The 19,188-nt window shown below is 70.8% G+C and carries 16 protein-coding genes; 7 read left to right on the plus strand and 9 right to left on the minus strand.

The features are described 5' to 3' along the window. Positions 1-28: 28 nt before the first annotated feature. On the minus strand, positions 29-154 hold the full coding sequence (locus AB0I81_RS42485) for a hypothetical protein (RefSeq protein ID WP_360669850.1): 126 nt from the start codon (positions 152-154) through the stop codon (positions 29-31). Next, on the minus strand, positions 151-1,143 hold the full coding sequence (corA, locus tag AB0I81_RS42490; RefSeq protein WP_360669853.1) for a magnesium/cobalt transporter CorA: 993 nt from the start codon (positions 1,141-1,143) through the stop codon (positions 151-153). The genes AB0I81_RS42485 and corA overlap by 4 nt, the downstream gene beginning before the upstream one ends. A gap of 46 nt (positions 1,144-1,189) precedes the next feature. Between corA and AB0I81_RS42495 the strand changes: the two genes are divergently transcribed. Both AB0I81_RS42495 and AB0I81_RS42500 read left to right on the plus strand, forming a co-directional pair. Next, positions 1,190-1,531, plus strand: a complete 342-nt coding sequence (locus AB0I81_RS42495; protein WP_360669856.1) for a VOC family protein — start codon at positions 1,190-1,192, stop codon at positions 1,529-1,531. A gap of 139 nt (positions 1,532-1,670) precedes the next feature. Next, positions 1,671-2,324, plus strand: coding sequence for an aquaporin (locus AB0I81_RS42500; RefSeq protein ID WP_360669859.1), 654 nt, complete (start codon positions 1,671-1,673; stop codon positions 2,322-2,324). Positions 2,325-2,377: 53 nt separating this feature from the next. On the opposite strand, the gene AB0I81_RS42505 is transcribed toward AB0I81_RS42500, so the two are convergent. Continuing rightward, complete coding sequence (locus AB0I81_RS42505; RefSeq protein ID WP_360669862.1) at positions 2,378-3,790, minus strand: APC family permease; 1,413 nt, start codon at positions 3,788-3,790, stop codon at positions 2,378-2,380. A 510-nt stretch (positions 3,791-4,300) separates the two neighbouring features. Next, entirely contained in the window at positions 4,301-4,648 is a 348-nt protein-coding gene (locus AB0I81_RS42510; RefSeq protein ID WP_360669865.1) for a hypothetical protein, read from the minus strand. Positions 4,649-5,450: 802 nt separating this feature from the next. On the opposite strand from AB0I81_RS42510, the gene aroQ reads away from it, so the two are divergent. Next, on the plus strand, positions 5,451-6,059 hold the full coding sequence (gene aroQ, locus AB0I81_RS42515) for a gamma subclass chorismate mutase AroQ (protein ID WP_360669868.1): 609 nt from the start codon (positions 5,451-5,453) through the stop codon (positions 6,057-6,059). A 236-nt stretch (positions 6,060-6,295) separates the two neighbouring features. Here the strand turns inward: aroQ and AB0I81_RS42520 are convergent, their stop codons facing one another. The 3 genes from AB0I81_RS42520 to AB0I81_RS42530 all read right to left on the minus strand — a co-directional run bounded on the left by AB0I81_RS42520 (position 6,296) and on the right by AB0I81_RS42530 (position 10,181). After that, entirely contained in the window at positions 6,296-8,476 is a 2,181-nt protein-coding gene (locus tag AB0I81_RS42520) for a fibronectin type III domain-containing protein (protein WP_360669871.1), read from the minus strand. Between the two features lie 190 nt (positions 8,477-8,666). Further along, positions 8,667-9,953: a glycoside hydrolase gene (locus tag AB0I81_RS42525; RefSeq protein WP_360669874.1), complete on the minus strand. Its 1,287-nt coding sequence runs from the start codon at positions 9,951-9,953 to the stop codon at positions 8,667-8,669. 30 nt (positions 9,954-9,983) lie between these two features. Then, entirely contained in the window at positions 9,984-10,181 is a 198-nt protein-coding gene (locus tag AB0I81_RS42530) for a hypothetical protein (RefSeq protein WP_360669877.1), read from the minus strand. Between the two features lie 143 nt (positions 10,182-10,324). Here AB0I81_RS42530 and AB0I81_RS42535 point away from each other — a divergent pair, with 143 nt between their 5' ends. Then, on the plus strand, positions 10,325-10,738 hold the full coding sequence (locus tag AB0I81_RS42535) for a spore-associated protein A (protein WP_360669880.1): 414 nt from the start codon (positions 10,325-10,327) through the stop codon (positions 10,736-10,738). Between the two features lie 46 nt (positions 10,739-10,784). Here AB0I81_RS42535 and AB0I81_RS42540 read toward each other — a convergent pair whose 3' ends face one another. Then, the gene (locus AB0I81_RS42540) at positions 10,785-11,288 is read right to left on the minus strand and encodes a DoxX family protein (RefSeq protein WP_360669883.1); all 504 of its coding nucleotides are present in this window, start codon (positions 11,286-11,288) and stop codon (positions 10,785-10,787) included. Between the two features lie 195 nt (positions 11,289-11,483). Beyond that, a complete protein-coding gene (locus AB0I81_RS42545; protein WP_360669886.1) occupies positions 11,484-14,108 on the minus strand; it encodes a CHAT domain-containing protein in 2,625 nt (874 codons plus the stop codon). Between the two features lie 89 nt (positions 14,109-14,197). Here AB0I81_RS42545 and AB0I81_RS42550 point away from each other — a divergent pair, with 89 nt between their 5' ends. The 3 genes from AB0I81_RS42550 (at position 14,198) to AB0I81_RS42560 (ending at position 19,175) form a co-directional block, all read left to right on the plus strand. Next, positions 14,198-15,412, plus strand: coding sequence for a S8/S53 family peptidase (locus AB0I81_RS42550; RefSeq protein ID WP_360669889.1), 1,215 nt, complete (start codon positions 14,198-14,200; stop codon positions 15,410-15,412). A 98-nt stretch (positions 15,413-15,510) separates the two neighbouring features. After that, positions 15,511-17,115: a hypothetical protein gene (locus tag AB0I81_RS42555; protein ID WP_360669892.1), complete on the plus strand. Its 1,605-nt coding sequence runs from the start codon at positions 15,511-15,513 to the stop codon at positions 17,113-17,115. After that, a complete protein-coding gene (locus tag AB0I81_RS42560; protein ID WP_360669895.1) occupies positions 17,112-19,175 on the plus strand; it encodes a hypothetical protein in 2,064 nt (687 codons plus the stop codon). Before AB0I81_RS42555 ends, AB0I81_RS42560 begins: the two co-directional genes overlap by 4 nt. Positions 19,176-19,188 lie beyond the last annotated feature (13 nt).

A 19,188-nucleotide genomic window follows, 5' to 3' on the forward strand; every position in this document is an offset into this window, starting at 1 on the left:
GCACCTGCCGCTCCGGCGGCGGGTGCCGTCAGGCGCCGGCGGCGCCGGGGTCGAGCAGGATGAGCAGGGTCAGCAGCAGGATCCAGGCCACCACCGCGGCCACCAGCCATCTGCTCACGGAGAACCTGCGGTACAGGCGCTTGAGCGGGTTCACAACCATCCACTCCTGCGCAGCAGCCGGTGCACGATGAGCACGGCGATCACCATCATGGTCAGGCTGAGCGGATAGCCGAGCAGCCAGTGCAGTTCGGGCATGTAGTCGAAGTTCATGCCGTAGATGCCGGCGATCATGGTCGGGACGGCGATGAGGGCCGCCCATGAGGAGATCTTGCGCATGTCGGCGTTCTGCTGGATGGCCGCCTGGCTCTGCTCCCTGCTCACCAGCGCCAGGTGGGCGCTCAGGGCGCTGCTGAGCAGCTCGTTGTGCTCATCGACCTGGACGTCCACCCGCAGCAGGTGATCCAGCACGTCGCGGAACTGCTCCCGGGTGTCGGAGCACAGCTCCACCCGCCCCTTGACGATCTCCTCCAGGACCGGGATCAGCGGGTCCTGGGCGGTGCGGAACTCCAGCACCTCGCGTTTGAGCGAGTAGATGTCGGCGGTGACGTCGGCGTGCTCGCCGCTGAACACCCTGCGCTCCAGCTCGATGAGGTCGTTCTCGACCTCGTGGGAGATGCGGGAGTAGGTGTCCACGACCTGGTCGCAGATCGCGTACAACACACCGGACGGCCCGGCGGCCAGCAGCCCCGGGTCGGCCTCGATCCGCCGGCGCACCCCGCCCAGCGGGTCGGCCTGGCCGTGCCGGACGCTGATCACGAAGTCCGCGCCGAGGAAGAGGTTGATCTCGCCGACCTCGATGTCGGAGGTCTCCTCCACGTACAGCAGGGGTTTGAGCACGATGAACAGGGTGTCGTCGTAGCGTTCGAGCTTGGGGCGCTGGTGGGCGTGAATGGCGTCCTCGACCGCCAGCGGATGCAGCTTCACCTCGCTGGTGATCAGGTCGAACTCCTCCTGGGTGGGCTCGTGCAGGCCGATCCACAAGAAGCAGTCGCCCCTGGTGCGGGCGTTGTTGAAGGCGTCGCTGATGTCCCCGCTGATCGTCTCGCGTACGCCGTTGCAGTAGATCGCCTTGTCCACAATCACACCAGGCATTCTCGCCCAATCGCTCACGGCTCCGTAAGATCACCGCATGGCCCTCGATCTGTACGCCGGCATTCCGGTCGCCGACTACCCGGCGGCGCTGAAGTGGTACGAGCGGCTGCTGGGCTGCCCGCCCACGTACGTGGCTAGCGACACCGAGGCCGTGTGGGAGCTGGCCGAACACCGTTCCCTGGCCGTGGAGCACCGGCCCGAGCACGCGGGCCACAGCCTGCACACGATCTTCGTCGACGACTTCGACGAGCGCGTGGCCCGGATCGCCGAGCGGGGGCTCGAACCGGCCGGGCGCGAGACGTACGGCAACGGGGTGCGCAAGGCGACCTACCGCGATCCGGACGGGAACGAGATCGGGTTCGGCGGCGCTCCCCTGTGACCCGCCCGATATCGGCCGCGGCGCAGCCGTAACCGACCGTAATATCGCGCGATCTCCTCCCCGGCGCACCATAGTCCCTACGACTGAAAAGCCGCCTCTTCAGCGTGTGAACAGCGTCGTTTACGCAGGGAGGGATGTCGTGCGCAGGTACATCACGGAATTCATCGGAACCTTCTTCCTGGTCTTCACCGTCGGAACCACGGTGCTGGGCCAGGTGCCGCTCGCCCCGCTGGCCATCGGCGCCACGCTGATGGTCATGGTCTACGCGGGCGGCCACATCTCCGGCGCCCACTACAACCCGGCGGTGACCCTGGCCGTGTTGTTGCGGGGCAAGATCACCGGGGCGCAGGCGGTGCCGTACTGGATCGCCCAGCTTCTCGCGGCCGTCGTCGCGGCCATCCTCGCCGTCTTCGTCGTCAACCCCGCGACGGTGACGGCGGTGTCGCCTTCCGGGCGCGACATCTGGACGGCGCTCCTGGCCGAGGCGCTGTTCACCTTCGCGCTCGCGTACGTGGTGCTGAACGCCGCCACCAGCGGCGACCACCCGGGCAACAGCTTCTACGGCCTGGCCATCGGGTTCACCGTGGTGGCCGGGGCGTTCGCGGTGGGCGCGATCTCGGGGGGCGCCTTCAACCCGGCCGTCGCCGTCGGGGCCGCGACCATGGGCCTGTTCGACTGGACGAAGATCTGGATCTGGCTGCTGGCCGACCTCGCCGGCGGCGCCCTCGCCGGGGTGACCTTCCTGGCACTCAACCCGAAGGAGCGCCTGCCGCTGGAGACCGCAGCCGCCTGACAAAACCCGGGGCGGGCACGGTGGGGTGCCACCGTGCCCGCCCCGGGGGCGTATCACTTGCCGATGGTCTCCTGGTTCTGCCTGTTGCGGCCACTGAGCCAGGTGACCGCCCACAGGACCAGGCCGACCGCCAGGAGCACGCCCGCGATCTGGTACTGGCCGGCCGGGCGGCCGGAGGACCAGGGCAGGACCAGGTAGAGGCACGTGATCGTGCCCAGCACGGGCAGCACGCGGCCCGCGTTGAAGTGCTTGCCCGGCTGCCTGTCCTTACGCAGGATGAGAACGGCCGCGTTGACGGCCGCGAAGACCGCGAGCAGCAGCAGCGAGGTCGTTCCGCCCAGCAGCGCCACGACGGGGCTCTCCGGGTCGAGCGAGACGAAGGTGATGAGGGCGAGGGCGATGAGCGTGGTGAACACGATCGCCGCCTCCGGCGTGCGCCGCTTGGGGTTCACCCTCGACAGGAAGGGCGGCAGCACGCCCTGCTTGCTCATCCCGTACAGGAGCCTGCTGGCCATCAGCATGTTGATCAGGGCGGAGTTCGCGACGGCGAACATCGAGATGAACGGCAGCAGGTCGGCGATCGGGAAGCCGGGCGTCGCGACCTCCACCACGGTCGCCAGCGGGGTTTCGCTCTCGGCCAGTTGCCCGACGGGGACCACGGCGACGGCGCAGATCGACACGAGGATGTAGATCACGCCGGTGATGCCGAGCCCGGTGAGCATGATCTTGGGGAAGATCCGGGCCGGGTCCTTGGTCTCCTCGGCCATGTTGACCGAGTCCTCGAAGCCCACCATGGCGAAGAAGGCCAGGGAGGTCGCGGTGCTGACGGCCAGGAACACGTTCTTGTCGGCCGCGGTCTCGAAGGCGACGACGCGGGAGAAGTCGGCGTTGCCACCGGCGATGAACCACATGCTGAGCATGATGACCAGCAGCAGCCCCGAGAGCTCGATCGCGGTGAGCACCACGTTGATCTTGACGCTCTCGCCCACGCCCCGGAGGTTGACGGCCAGCACCAGGAGCATGAAGCCCAGGCCGATCGCCAGGATGACGCCGTTGGGAACGTCGAAGCCGAACCCCTTGACGAGGTTCGCGGCGAAGGCCCTTGACGCGGCCGAGGCGGAGGTGATCCCCGAGCACATCACGGTGAAACAGACGAGGAAGGAGACGATGTGCAGCCGGAACGCCTTATGCACGTAAAGCGCGGCGCCCGCGGCCTGCGGATATTTCGTGACCAGCTCCAGATAGGAGCAGGCCGTGATTCCGGCGACCACGAAGGCGATGGCGAAGGGCAACCAGGCGGCCCCTCCCACCTCACCGGCGACCTGGCCCGTCAGAGCGTAGACGCCGGTGCCGAGGATGTCACCGATGATGAACAGAAGCAGAAGGCCGGAACCCATGACCCGCTTGAGTGCCGGCGGCTCGCCGTCGGTCGTCGATGCGGGGTTCGGGGGGCTGATTTGGGCCATGACGGTGGTCCTTGTCTCGGATCGGCCGTGGCTGGGAGTGAGGGCGGTCTATCGGTCGCGTAATCGGCACAGGTAGACGGGCTGATCATCCGTCATCTTGACACTGTAATCCGCCCGCGCGGCCGCGCGGGAGCCGAGCGTGAATTAAATGATCTAAAGTAAGCGGCTCGTAACACACCGAAAGACCTCCTGCTCGGAGATTCCCGGTCCCGGTGCCGGATGTCAGGCTACGCGGGAAATGTCCAGGACATGCCGCCCGAGATTGGCCGGAATGCCGGATGTCTCTCGTCGAAGGAATCGTCAGTGGCCTGCTCGTCGAGGCGGTCACGCCGCCATCACGGTGAGCGGCGGTGGGCACGGCGGGCCCAAGGACGCGCCTCACCGGACGGACAGTCCCTGACGGGCGCGACGCTGCGACCGCCTTCCGGGACCTCCGAGATTCCAGGACGGACCGTCTTCCGGGACTTTCAGGACGGGGACCGCCTCACAGAGGCAGCGGACCCTGCCCGGCTATCTTCTGCTACTGGCTTCGCGGGCGTGCCGGCGAGTGGGCGGTCCTCCCTCGGCCGCCGACTCGGCCAGGCGGCCGATCCGGTTCGGGTCGCAGCGCACTAACGCATTGATCGAACGCAGATTGACGGCAGTGCCGTTGGCGAAGCCGGGGCCGCTGATGGTGGCGTGTTGTGGGGCTCGATCCGTGAAGGAGACCTCCAGCCGCCATGCGTCGCGGCACAGCGTCAGCAGGAGACCGGTAGGTGGACGGGTGCTCTGGATGTTCCAACCGTGCCGGCGTGCGCGGCTGGAGAGCGCATGCGGATGCATCAGGTCGTCGTCCTTTGTCGTCAGATGGATGTTCACTGGCTGGCTGGGCGAATTGACCGTCTGATATCTCTGACGGTTGCAAGGGGCGAATTGGAACCACCTCCTGCCCACTGGAAACCGGTCAATGCCCTGCTCGCCCTCCCCGGCGGTGCTCGGCGCGATGCCTTCACCTGTTCCGACGATGCTACTGACCTGGCAATATGGTGCGGCTAACGTCAACAAGTGAGGTTGTGCCGGACATCCGGAGTGCACGTCCGCAGATGACACAGCGCCTGCTGCGACGGCACCGACAACGGTTGCGTCAGGGACGCGAAGTCGGCACCTGGCCACAAGCGGTACATGTTGGCCCGCTTCGCCATCTGCGCCACAGCTCACACTCTAGTACACGATCAGTCACGTAACGTGCGGTCGGCGTCCCCGGCGGCGAGAGACTGACTGCCGTCCGCCGGGTGTCGAGTGACGTAAGGGCTAGACCTTGGGCACTTTTCCGGCACCCCGAAATCACAACGGGTGGCATTGATGTTACTGAGAGTAGCGATCAGGGTTGAAGGCGCAACACGGATCACGGCTGTGGCGCCCCCTCCGCAACCCTCACCGCGGAGCGGGGCCCGCCGCTGCCTGCCCTCTCACCAAAGGAGACGTCAGGCCGGGGCCCTGGTGAAAGGTGGGATGGGTTCGTCGGGACTGGGCTGGAAATGTTCATCATGGGCGAACGAGTTGGGTCAGGCGCGGGGCCTCCCGGAGGGCGGGCGAGACAGAAAGCATGTTGTATGGCCGGAGATCTCTTCTCTGTAAGAACCATCGGAAATCCTCACCGGGAAGGCTTTCCGCGATAGCGGTGGCGGGCGGCGCGGGGCCCGTGGTCACCGCCGCGCTCGTCGTCGCCGTGCTGCCGTTCTCGCTCGCCCCGTACGGGTCATCGCCGGGTCCCGCCGCCGCGGTGGCGGGTCCGAGCGTCACGGAGAGGCTGGCGGGGCTGGTGGATCTCACGGTACGGCGGCTGTTGCTGGCCGATGAGGTGGCGGCGGCCAAGTTCGGCGGCGGAGGCCCCATCACCGACCCGGAGCGGGAGAGGCGGCTCCTTGACGCGGTCGCCGACCTGTCCGAGCGGACCGGGCTGGCGCGGGACACCGGGGTGCGTTTCTTCGTGGCGCAGATCGAGGCGGCCAAGGTGGTGCAGCGGGGCCTGCACGCGCGCTGGCGGGCCGACTCCGCGCTGCGTCCCCGGCAGCGGCCTGACCTGGCCACCGAGGTACGACCGCGACTCGACCGGCTCACGCTTCCGATGGTGCGCCTGCTGAAGGAGACGACCCCGGTACGCGCCGACACCGGCCGCTGCCGGGCGCTGCTGGGCCTGGCCCGGCTCGCGGCCGAGGAGCGGGCCGGCCTGGACGGGCTGCACAGGGAGGCCCTCGGCTCGGCCCTCCGCCCGGTCTGCACCCCGTGAAGCCCTCGCCTGCCGCCCGGCCTGCACCCGGTAAAGCCCCCGCCCTCCGCCCGATCTGCACCCGGCAAAGCCCCCGGCCTCCGCCCGGCCTGCCTCCGGTGAAGGCCCCGGCCCGCCCGCCGCCGAGGAGTGGGCGAGCGGGCCGGGGAGCGAGCGGGCGGGCGGGGAGCGGCGGGCCGGGGCCAGGTATCGGTGCGGGCGGGCCGGGGCCAGGTGCAGGTGCGGGTGGGCTGGGGTCAGGTGCAGGTGTAGGTGGAGGGGACGGTGGTGTTGCCGTTCGGGCGGGTCGCCTGGAAGCCGACGCTGGTGGTGGCGGCTCCGGGGGCGAGAGCGCCGTTGTGTGCGACGTTCCTGATGGTCACGGTCTGCCCGCTGGTGGTGACGGCGCCGTTCCAGGAGCCGGTCAGCGTGTGCCCGGCCGGGAGCGTGAAGGTGACCGTCCAGCCGGTGATCGCCGTGCTGCCGGTGTTGGTGATGGTGAGCGGCTGGATGACGTACCCGGTGGCCCACTGGTTCTGTACGGTCGCGACCGCCGTACAGCCTCCCGTTGACGAGCCGGGCTGGGTCGTGACCTGCACGGTGTTCGAGGGCGGCGAGGTGTTGCCCGCCGCGTCCCGCGCCACGACCTGGTAGCGGTAGGCGGTGCTCGGGGCCAGGCCGGTGTCGTTGTAGGAGGTCGTGGCCGAGCCGCCGACCCGGGCGAACGTGCCGCCGCTCGCGCCGGGCGCGCGCAGCACGTCGTAACCGGCGACCCCGGTGTCGTCCGTCGAGGCCGTCCAGCTCAGGCTCGTACCCGTGGATGTGGTGCCCGAGGCCGTCAGCCCGGCCGGCGCGGTCGGCGGTGAGGTGTCGCCGCCGGTCGAGGTCGTGGTGAAGGTGACCACCGGGGAGTTGCCCGACAGGTTGCCCGCTCCGTCGCGCGCCCGCACGTACACCTGGTACTGGGTGTTGGCGGTCAGCCCCGTGAGGGTGATCGAGTTGGTGGTGGACTGGCCGAGTCGCGGGTCGGTGGTGCCCTGCTCGCGGTGGACGTCGTAGCCGGCCAGGCCGGAACCGCCCTGGTCGGTGGCGGCGGCCCAGCTCAGCGTGGCGCTGGTGGCGGTGATGGCGGAGGCGGTGGGGGTGCCGGGCGTGCTCGGCGCGGTGGTGTCGCCGCCGGTGTCGCCGAGGGTGGGCGTCTGCCAGTCCCGCCACTCGGCCAGGTTGCCGCTCTTACTGGCCGCGATCCGCATCGTGCCGGTGTAGCTGCCGGTGTTCAGCAGGAACTTCTGGATGTTCTGCTGCAGCGGCCCCCGCCATTCGGACCGGGTGGCGCAGTGGTTGCCGTCCTGGACGTCGGACCAGTACGTGATGTTGCCGCCCGCCCCGAGTGCCTTGTAGACCTCGGCCCCGCCCAGGGCGCCCACGCTGGCGGACCTGGCGGCGAGCCAGTCGATGTGCGGGTTGTCCATGATGAACAGCCCGCGTGGCGCGATCATGCCGACGACGGAGTGGGTGTCCACCGGCAGTCTGGCGGGGCTGCCGGTGAAGGTGCCGAACGCGTCGCCGAGCCACGGCTGTTCCGAGTAGGCGCTGCTCAGCGGCTGGGCGCCGCTCTCGCCGGGAATCGCGCGGAAGGCGGCGAGGCCGCCGCTGCCCGCCTCGATCGGCATGGTCAGCGCGATGCGCTGGTCGAACGCGCCGACTGCGAAGGCGCCCTTGCCGTACCGGGAGCAGCCCGTGACGCCGGTCGCGTCCGCCCGCAGGATGCTGCCGCCGGACTGCTCGATGACGTCGATGATCCGGCTCACGCCCCACGCCCAGGCGGCCAGCACGCCTGTCGGACTGGAGGAGCCGTAGATCGTGTAGAACGCGCCCTGCTTGTTGTTGCGCGGCGTGCCCTCCCTGCCGACGGCGAGGGGGTCATAGCTGATGACGGCTGCGCCCGCGGCCTTGATCGTGGCCGTGTCCGCGCCGAATCCGCCCAGGACGACGACGGCGGGGAAGGGACCGGAGCCGCTGGGCAGATCGACGCTCGCCGAGAAACTGGCGCTCCTGCCGTTGTGTGAGACGTTCACGCCGATGCCGGTCCTGGAGACCGTCCCGGTGACGCTTGCCGGCTTGGCGGGCTTCTCGCCGTAGACGAACTTCTCCGCCAGCCTCTTGATCTCCTCCCGCCGGCACCGCCAGTCGGACCTGGCCGTGATGCGCGTGCCGTCCAGCTTCCTGAACGGGTCGGGCAGCCGTGCGTTGGTGGGCAGGGACCCCGCGTCGGGCAGGCCGGGCACCGCGCAGTCGGCGCCCTCGTTCTCCACTCCGGCGGCCGCGGCGGCCCCGGTGGGCGCTCCCGTCACCACTCCGGCGACCGCGAGGGCCGTCGCCAGCGTCAGCGCGACCGCCCGTGAACGGATCTTGGAGCGGGCCAGGCGAGTGATCACGGGGCTCTCCCTTCCGGGTGGGGTGTTGGCGATCAGTCTGAGAACCCGCCCGAAACATGTCAAGCCCCGTCCGAAACATTTCAAACTCAGTGTCTTACAAGCTCGGCATATGGCACCCCGAGCTCCGGGAGTTTCGGAAATTAGCTGAAAACGACCCTCAGCGAGTCACTGGGACCGAAACTTTCGGCCGTTACAGGACGATCGTTGTCAGGGCGCGCGGCCCGAACGTCACCACGCCGTCCCGCACGGGAAGCGACTCCAGCGAGGAGTCCTCGTCCGTCAGGTACACCTCGGCGGCCTCGCTCACGCCCTCCCAGGTGACGGGCGTCATGGCGGTGTTGAGCACCTCGACGACGCGGGAGCCGTCCGGGTTGCGGAAGGCGCACACCTTCAGCGAGGGCTTCGCGGCCACGGCCCCGATCCGCACCGCGCCGGGCCTGATGAACCTGCCGTACGCGGCCAGCGCCCACAACCGCTTGGAGACCCGATAGTCGCCGGCCTCCTCGTCGATCCTGAGCAACGCCCTGGTGGTGCCCGTCGAGGCCCCCAGCCAGTACACGTAACCGGAGACATCTCCGAGGGTGAGCGCGTCGTGCACGGCGGAGGCGACCGTGTAGCCGTCGGAGCCGCTGCCGTCGTACCAGCTCTCGTTCCAGGCGGAGCCGTTGGGGTTCCACTCCGACATCCACGTGGGCAGCTTGGTCGGCAGCGGGGAGTCCACGGGGGTGCCGTAGCCGTGCCCGGTGTGCACCTTCACCCAGCGGCGGGCCTCGGCGTCGGCCGCGATGGCCGCCGTGTACGCCTTGGCCTCGGTCCAGCCCAGCGACTCGCAGCACACCAGCCGCACACCCGAGGCGAGGGGCCCGAGCACCTTGACGAACTCGACGGCCTGCGAAGGGGTGAAGCGCATGGACGGGTGCGGGGCCGTCCAGTCGGGCTCGTTCGCGAAGCCCAGGTCGGTGATCCGGATGCCTTCCCTGGCGTAGAACCTCGTGTAGGCCACCAGGTAGTCGGCGTAGGCGCGGCGCCACTCGGGCAGGAGCGCGCCGCCGTTCCTGTCCTCGCCGTTGTCCTTCATGTAGCCGGGCGCGCTCCAGGCCACGGCGAAGAAGCGCTCGACCCCGTACCGCTGGGCCTCCTTGGCCAGCCAGACCTGGCCGTTGTCGTCGCCGTCCCAGACGTACCCGGGCGGGGCGCCGGGGCCGCCGGGGTCCTCCGGCTGGATGGAGACCATCTCGTCGTACGGGCTGCCGGCCGGCGCGGAACCGATGCCCAGGCGCAGGATCGTCAGCCCGGCGCCCTTCTCGCGGCTGAACCACAGGTCGAGGACCTCGCGCCGCCGCTCGTCCGGCAGCGCCCTGATCAGCTCGCCCCGCCGGAACGCCGTGGAGAAGCCGAACCCGTCGATCGTCTGGTGCCGGACCTCATCGTCGATCGTGATGGCCGGTCGCGGGAACTCCGGGCGGGTAAGGCTCATGGCGCCATACAGTTAGCACATCGGTGCTTCTCACGCCAGATCGTTGTAACGCGGTGTGGCGCCCGTGAGGATCTCGGCCAGCCCGTAGAAGCGGTGGCTGGCGCCGATGAGGCCGTCGCGGACGTTGTGCAGGGTCTCGATCGGCCCGGCGGCCGGCGCCGTGACGGCGAACGTGGCCAGGCCGGAGAGCAGGGCGACGGTGGCGAGCAGCTGAGCGCGACGGCGCATGAGTACCTCCATGGGTGGACTTCGCCCAGGACATCACGGAGATCACCAGCCGTCCGCATGCCATCGCCGCGCGGAGGCGCGTTCTTTACCCGGCCGATCCCCGTGCCTGGACGGCGAGGCCCGTCACGTTCTATAACCGAACTGTGACTCTCAGCAATCATTCCAGGCGAGTGGCCGCCTGCGTCCTCGCCGCGGTGACCGGGGCCGTCCTCATGACCTCGCCGGCCGCCGCCGCGACGTACGCGGGCGAGTGCGGCGCCGGCTACCGCGTCGTCAACTCCGCCCCGATCGGCAGGCTCGGCACCGTCTTCCTGGCCTACAGCTCCGCCTCGGGCAAGAACTGCGTGATCGCCAAGCGGCATCGCGCGGGCTCGCGGGTCGTGATCGAGGCGGGCCTGGGGGTGCATCCGGTGGGCCCGCACTGGCCCGCGTACCAGGGAGATCGGTTCACCTCTTACGCCGGGCCCGTCAGGCTGGCGGCGGCGGGCAGGTGCGTGGACTGGATGGGGCGCATCTCCGGGGTGGAGGGCGGCAAGCGGCGGACCAACTGCGGTTGAGCAGCACAACAGAGGGCCGGGGCGTTCACCCCGGCCCTCTGCCGTCTCAGGCCGCCACACGCTCGCGCACGTCACGGACCTGCGCGGTACGCTCCACGGCCGGCACCAGGCGGGCGCCCAGGGCGCGGGCGCCGATCACCATGGCCGCGGCGGCCAGCACGATGTCCTTGAAGATGTACTGCGCCTCCAGCGTCGGCGCGCCGGGGAACAGGTCGGTGAAGAACAGCGCGTACGGCGCGAAGAACCCCGCCAGCGCCCCGGCCATCACCACCAGGCCGGTCTTCAGCAGCCTGCCGGTCACCAGCGTGAGCCCGATGAAGACCTCCATGCCGGCGACCACGAACTGCGCCGCGTAACCCGACAACATGCCCAGGGACAGTTTCTCCAGTGTGGCCACCGACAGCGCCTCCGCCGGACTCACCCCCGGGAAGAACTTGAGCGTGCCGAAGGCCACGAACACCAGGCCCAGGCTCACCCGCAGCACGTCGATGCTGTGCCGGGACAACCAGGCGGCCAGCTTGGAAATCGAGTTTTGGAGAAGGGCGGTCATGTCGTGCTCCTCTGTCTTGGTCGTTCTCGTCTGCGTCAAGACTCGCGAAATCGACCGCCGGCGACGTCCGGCCACAGGAGACACCTGGCCTACATCTCCACAGGTACGGCGGGCGGTGCGCGTACCACGCGGCGCCTAAGGGGTTGGCCCTAGGGGAAGACGGACGCCCAGGTCAGGCACTACGCCCGGCGGACGTCAGCCCGCCCCGAAGCAGAGGAAGGACCAGCCGGTGGCCGTCGCGACGGGGTCGCCGGCGCCGACGCGGCGGGCGGCGCTCAGTGCGGCGGGCAGGCCGGCTCCGGCGCGCAGCTCACGGTGCAGGGCGATCATGAGCGGGACGACCGCGACGTCGTTGACCGGGACGACGCTGGCCACCATGGCCGTCGTGCCGAGCTGCATGAGGGAGACGGCCAGGCCCAGCAGCTCGTCCGTGCCCGCCGCGTGCGCGCGCCCCGAGTCGCAGCTCGACAACACCACCTGGCGGGGCGCGCGGCGGATGCGTTCGAGGTCGTAGACGGTCAGCGGGCCGTCGTCCACCCGCAGCGAGGACAGCAGCGGGCTGTCGGTACGGAAGTCGCCGTGCGCCGCGATGTGCGCCAGCCGCGCCCCGTCCATCGCCGCCAGCACCCGGGTCACGGTCGCGGTGCCGCCGCCGAGCACGACCGCGGCGTCGCCCAGCTCTCGGGCCAGGTGCGCCACCTCGGCGCCCTCCGACGGCAGCCCCGGGCCGCGGATGAGCGCCACGCCCGTGCCCTCATCGCCCCTGCCCCGCGCCCGCAACCAGAACGCCGCCGAGGGGGCCACGCTCACCACCCGCTCGCGCAGGGCGGGCAGCAGCGCCCACGGCACGGCGTGCAGGCGGCCCGGCGGCACGATGACCACCTCCCGGTCGCCGAGCAGGCTCACGGCGTCGCCGAGCAGCAGCCGTTCGAGCACCCGGCCGGCGACGTCGAGCTGGCCGAGCAGTTGCTGGGGCGTCAGCGTGGAACGCCCGTGCGCCAGCCGGGTCAGGGCGAACCTGACGAGGTCGACCTGGCGGGCGGCCTGCTCGGTGTGGCCCGCCGCGACCATCCGCACGGGTCCGGCGCCGTCGCAGACCAGCACGTGCAGCTCGCCGGCCACGTCCACCAGCTCCAGCAGCAGCCGCTCCCCCAGCTCCGCGCGCAACCGGGGCAGGTCGAAGGTGAACGGCTCCACGCGGTCGCCGCCGTGGGCCCGGCGCGCCCGGTCCCTGGCCGCCCGTTCCAGGCGCAGCTGCTCGCGCCGCAGCGCGCCGGTCGGCAACCCCTGGGCCTGCGCCTCGGCCAGACGGCTGGTCACCATCCGCATGGCGGCGAGGTCGGCCTGCAGTTCCTCGTCGTCGGGCGGCCGCACGGGCGGTACGGCCAGCGCCCCGGCCCGCCACCGCTCGCTCCAGGCCAGCAGCAGCCGCGGCCGGTTGAGCCGCAGGGCGTGCCGCTGCGCCAGCCTGGCCAGCTCGGCCCCGTGCGCGGTGGCCTGGGCGCGCAGCTCCGACGAGCCCAGCGTGGCCCGGTGCTCGTTGATCAGCTCCAGGCCGCGCCGGCACGCCCGCATGAGCCGGCGGTGGTCGCCGACCGCCTCCGCCCGCAGCGCCTCGGCCAGCCAGCCCGCGGTACGCGACAACGCCGGCCCCCTGAGCCTGGCCCCGGCCGCCACGCCCAGGTGTTTGTCCGCCTCGCCGGTCCTGCCCAGCGCGAGCGCGATCTGCCCGGCCACCAGCCGGCTCAGCGGCACCCGCGACGAGGACAGCGCGTCCAGGTCGGCCGCGCACCTCGCGGCGTCCTTGAGCAGCGCCTCGCCGGGCGGCCCCGCGGCGAACTGGGCCTGCGTCAGCACCAGCCGGGCGTGCACCCGCCACCAGGGCCGCCGCTGCCGCTCGAACAGCTGGGCCGCGCTCCTGGCCCGGTCGCGCGCCACCGCCGGCCGGCCGGCCGCCAGCGCGCACTCGGCCGCCGTCAGGAGCAGTTCGGCCCGCTTCAGCGGCGCGCCGCGCACGCGTTCCAGCCGGTCGATCTCGGCGTCGGCCTCGCCCAGGGCCTCCTCGGCCAGCCCGGCCGCGAGCAGCGCCGCGCACCGGTGCGCGCTCAGTGCCGGGTCGGCGGCGCCGAGGCCGGCGAAGCGTTCGGCGGCGGCGTCGAACCAGGACAGGGCGGCGGGCAGGTCGCCGATGCGGTGCGCGAGCACCCCTCGGTGCACGATGGCGTCCGCGGACTCCAGCTCCTGCCCGGTGCGGGCGAACAGCTCCTCGGCACGGCGCAGGCCGGTGACCGCCGAGCGTACCGAGCCGAGCGCGAGGGCGCAGAAGGCCCGCTCGGTCTGGGCCCTGGCCTCCCAGAGCAGGTCGCCCTCCAGCCGGAGCACGGCGATGGCGGCGTTCAGGTCCCGCAGGGCCGAGCGGTGCTCGCCGAGCGCGAGCAGCACGCCGCCGCGCCGCAGCAGGATCCGCCCGCGCAGCAGGCCGGTCGAGCGCTGCGCGGCGGTGTTGAGCGCGTTGCGGCCGGAGGCGGTGCGCCCGGCGAAGACCAGCGCGACGCCGAGCGTGGCCAGCACGTCGGCCTCGCGCTCCGCCGATCCCGAGGCCCGCGCGAGGGCCCTGGCCGCGCGCAACTCCTCCACGGCGGCGCCGATGTCGCCGAACTCGCGCAGCACGATGCCGATCGCCTGCCGCGCGACGGACGCCTCCAGCGGCGGAAGACCCGCTGCCAGCAGGTCCTGCGCCCGTTCCAGCGCCTCGTAGGGACGCGAAAGCGCCAGGGAGAGCAGCTCCGTCGTCCCGGTCACAGCCGGTTCGGCAGCCATGTCATGACTTTCGGGGATCTCCGTACCGAGTGCAAGGCCCGGGGCGATGAAACGGGTGGGACCCGAATCGACGACGAGAAGGGACGACCATGGACGCCGTCTTCGCCGCGCAGTACCGGCTCATGCAGAAGGAGTTCGCCAGGCGGGGCATCGAGATCAACGTCGCGCTCACCCCCAAGGGCGAGGTGGAGTACGTCTACCGCTCGCGACGGCTGCTCACCAGGAACCGCGGCCGCAACATCGCCCAGATCAACGACCTGCTGCCGGGCGTACGCGTGGAGGGCCGCTCCTTCGGCGACCTCACCGTGCTGTCCATCGAGGACGTCGAGCGGGGCTCGTTGTCCGTCCCCGAGGCGCTGGCCCTGCTCGACCAGCGGCTCGGCGACGACAACCCCGGACGCCGCGGCGAGCCTCCGCTGGCCAGCCCCGACCACGTGGTCAGCATCACCCGGCTCTGCCCGGCCACCGAGCCCGAACTGCCCGCCGGCGTGAACGCCCCGTACCCGGCCCAGCGCCTGCCCACGGCCGGAGCCCCCGTCATGATCGGGGTGGTCGACACGGGCCTGCTGGCCGGCACGCTGCCCCCGTGGCTGAACAAGGTCCAGGGAGATGTCGACACGCTCGGGCCGATCCTGCCCGGCGGCCTGCACCGCATCCCGCCGTTCAAGGGGCACGGGACGTTCGCCGCGGGCGTCGCGCGGCTCATGGCGCCGCAGGCCGACGTGTTCGTGGCCGACCACTTCAGCGTGTCGGGCGGCGAGCTGGAGAGCGAGATCGTGGCCAAGCTCGACACGATGATCCAGCAGCACGGGCCTGCCGTGGTGAACCTGTCGGCGGGGACGTACACGCGCGAGAACTGGACCTCGCTCGGCTTCGAGTCCTTCAACGAGACCCACCCGGACGTCGTGCTGGTCGCCGCCGCGGGCAACGACTCCACCGACCGTCCCTTCTACCCCGCGGCCTACCCGTGGGCGGTGTCGGTCGGCGCGCTCGGGCCCGACCAGACGCACCGGGCCTGGTTCAGCAACTACGGCGACTGGGTCGACGTGTACGCCCTGGGCGAAGGCATGGTCAACGCCTACGCCACCGGCGAGTACGTCTACCAGGAGCCGCCCAAGGCCCCCGCCGTCCAGATCTTCCAGGGCATCGCCCGCTGGGACGGCACCTCGTTCGCCGCGCCCCTGGTGGCGGGCATGATCGCGGCCCATCTGTCGGCGAACGGCGGCACCCCCGACCAGGCCAGGACCGCCGTGCTGGCCCAGGCGAGCACCCTGCCGGGCGTCGGCCGGGCGCTGCTGGTTTAGGCAAGAGTCAGGCGGTGACGCCGCGGTCGCGCGTATCAGCGGCGACGTCACGCGCTCCGGAGGAAATGAGCACGCCCACGAGCGAAGGTGAACTCACGATGACCCGCGGCAACGGGAACGGGAACGGCAACGACATCGACCGCCTGTTCACCGTTCAGAAACCCCTCGGCCCCATCGCGGTCTCCGACTCGCAGAACACGAACGTGCTGAGAGCCCTGTACGACACGCGCGTCCAGCTACATCTGCGTTCGGAGGACAACCCGCCCACGTTCATCGTCGGGCGCCGCGGTTCCGGTAAGACCGCACTGCTCCTGTCCCGCGAGTTCTACCCGGAGAACCTGTCGATCCGGCTCAGCGCGGACGACGCGTTCGCCGGCATGCAGGCGGTCACCCGGCAGATAGGCGCCTCGATGTTCCTGCCGGTCGAGGGCGTGGCGCGGCTGTGGAACGCGCTGCTGTGGGCGCCCATCGCCACCCGCCTGGTCCTGTCGGAGCGGCGCCCGGACGATCCCGGGCGCGCGTTCCAGATCCTGTGGCAGGAGACGGCGCAACTGCGCAAGCACACCGCCGGTTCGGCCGACCACGCCCTGGACTACGCGGCGCTGCGGCTGATGGAGCACGTGGACGGCGTCAGGCGGATCATCAGCGTGGAGAGCCTGCTGAACGGCTTCAAGCTGGCCGAACGGCCGTGGAACGAGGTGGTCGAGGCCGCCAGGGACGTCCTGGCGGCCCGCGGCACCCCGGTGTTCGTGCTGATCGACTCGCTGGAGAACATCGGCGACCACATCCGCGACGACGACAGCGAGCACACCAAGGACATCAGGCGGATCCTGCAAGGGCTCTTCCATCTGGTGGGACAGGTCGGGCAGTGGACGGCGCAGACCCCCGTACGCATCCAGTGCTGCTTCCCGAGCGAGTTGTGGCCGGTGCTGAACCGGGTGTCGACCAATCCGCCCAAGGACTTCAGCGGGCGGCTGATGTTGCGCTGGCAGTGGCGCGACCTGCTCAGGGTGGTCGGCATGCGGCTGCGGATCTTCCTGTCCCGGCACTTCCCGCAGAAGTTGCGCGGGGTCGGCCAGGACGACCACGAGCTGCTGCTCGAACGCGTGTTACCGGCGAGCGTGACCAACTCCCGCGGCATCCCGGAGCTGGCGGTGCCCTACATCCTGCGGCACACCCAGCTCCTGCCCCGCCAGGTGCTCTACATCTTCGGTGAGGCGCTGCACCACGCGATCGTGGAGACCGGCGGGCCGCACATCCGCGACAAGGACGTGGTGAACGCGGTGGCCGAGGTGGAGGCCGTGTTGTGCCCCGAGGTCTTCTCGGCGCACAGTTTCCGCTATCCGAAGGCTCCCGACGTGGCCCAGCGGATCATCCCGTACCTGCCCTTCCGGTTCAGCGACGGCTTCCTGCACCAGATGTTCAACCACGCGGGGATCAGGAAGAACTTCGACCTCAACTACGTGGAGATGCGCGAGATGCTCACCGACCTGGGCATTCTCGGCCAGTACACGGGCGAGACGGAGCACTACCTGCAGGCCGAGTTCGCCTACACCGTGGACCGCCAGCTCACGTTGTCGCCGGACAAGGAGTACTGCCTGCATCCGCTGTTCGTGCGCCACTACAGTTCCCCCGACACGCTGCCCGGCGCCAAGGGGGTCAAGCCGGTCTACCCGTCGGGCGTGGAGGTGGTGTCGTTGTGAGCGGGCCGCGCGCGTACTCGCGCTACCACTACCTGCACTCCCCCGGCGGCGTGGACGAGATCGGGATCGCGCTGGCGGGCGGCGGGGTCAGGGCCGCGTGCCTGGCGCTCGGCGCGTTGCAGGCCGCCGAGGAGACGGGCGTGCTGGCCCGCGCCCGGTACGTCTCGGCGGTCTCCGGCGGCAGTTACATGGCGACCGCCTTCCTGTCGGCCAGGGCGCACCTGCGGCGCAACCCGCTGGAGGATCGGGGTCAGCCGCCGTGGAGCCGGGGCTCGGCCGAGGAGGAGCACCTGCGCAGGAACCTGCGCTACCTGGGCGAGGACATCTCCGACCTGTTCCTCGGCCTGATCCGGTACGTGCTCAGCCTGCTGGTGAACCTGGTGCCGTTCGTCACCGTGATCGTCCTGGCCGGATGCGTGCTCGGCTCGCTCTACCGGGCCGTGCACGCGCTGGTGCCGGTGGACGAGGCGCTGGCGGCCCGGCTGACCGAGCAGCGCTGGGCACTGGCGGCGGCCGTCGCGGTGGCCGGGGTGCTGCTGGAGCGGCGGTTCGGCCCGGCCGAGCGGCGGGCGCGGCGGGTGGTGCTCGGCCTGGTGGGCGTGCTGCTGCTGCCGGACGCCGTGGTGCTGGCCACGTACGTGCTGGACACCCGGATCTTCGACGCCTCCTCGGGCACCCGCCTGGCCGTGCTGATCGCGCTGCTGGCCGTGGTGGCGGCGGCGGTGGTGCGCACGCAGTGGAGCTTCGCCGTCAACCCGGTCCGCCAGCTCCTGCTCCAGGTCCTGCGCGCGTTGTTCTCGTTGTCGATGGTGGTGGTCCTGGTGCTGCCGCTGCTGCTGGCGATCGGGCAGGCCAGCCAGCTTCCGTACACGACCACGGCCGCGATCGCCGGGGGCGCGCTGCTGATCCTGCTGATCTTCCATCTCGCCGCGCACGCCAACCGCACCTCCTTGCACGAGACCTACCTGCAACGGCTCAACCGCGCCTACGTGGTACGGGCCGCCGGCGAACCAGCGGGCAAGTTCATCCGCCTGTCGGACGTGCCGCTGGAGCACCTGCACGCCGAAGGGCTGCCGCGGCTGCTCGTCTGCGCCTCGGTCAACCTGCGGGCCAGCGAGTCGGCCGAGGGCGAGGGCTGCGCGTCGTTCGTCTTCTCCACCGACTACGTCGGCAGCGCCGCGACCAGGGAGGGGCCGCCCTCCGTCAATGGCTACGGCGGTGATCCCGGCGACGCCGTGCCGCCCTCGTTCAACGGCCAGTTGAAGGCCGCCACGCTGGTGGCCGCCTCCGGCGCCGCCGTCGCCCCGCACATGGGCCGCTACACCGGGCGGGCCACCCGCATCGCGCTCGCGCTCATCAACCTGCGTCTGGGGTTGTGGTTCAGCAATCCCGCGATCAAGCCGAGGACGTACACGGGTCCCCGGGCGTGGCGCTGGCTCCGCAGCCGCTGGCACCAGCCGGGGCCGCTGTCCACCTGGCGGGAGGCGCTCGGCGGGCTGTCGGCCAAGCACCGCTACCTGTTCGTCTCCGACGGCGGCCACTGGGACAACTCGGGCGTCGTGGAGCTGCTGCGCCGCCGCTGCCGGACGATCTTCGCCGTGGACGCCTCGGTGGATGAGTTCCGGCTCGGCAACGTGCTCCGCATGATCGCACTGGCGCGTACGGAGCTGGGCGTGGAGTTCGAGGCGGACGGGCTGCTGCTGGAGTCGCACGAACCGGTGTTGCGGATCAGGTTCGCCTACCCCGACGACACGCCCGACAGCCCTTCCGGCTACCTGATCCTGCTGCGCACCCACATCAACCAGGAGATGCCCAGCGATCTCGTCGCGCTCGCCACGGACAGGACCGGCTTTCCGCGTCACTCCACGCTCAACCAGTTCCTGCGTGCCCGCGACGTCGACGCCTACATCACCCTGGGGCGCTGGTTGTTCCAGCACGGCCTGGCCGCCGCCGATCTGCTTCCCGCGCAGGCGCCCGCCGTAGGAGGATTGCCCGCAGGTGGAGTAACCGTAGGAGGAGTGTCCGCAGGAGGAGTGCAGAGTGCTGGCCGGACGTACTGACGTGCCTTTAGCC

This window comes from Nonomuraea sp. NPDC050404 (genome assembly GCF_040655495.1).
Taxonomy (GTDB): domain Bacteria; phylum Actinomycetota; class Actinomycetes; order Streptosporangiales; family Streptosporangiaceae; genus Nonomuraea.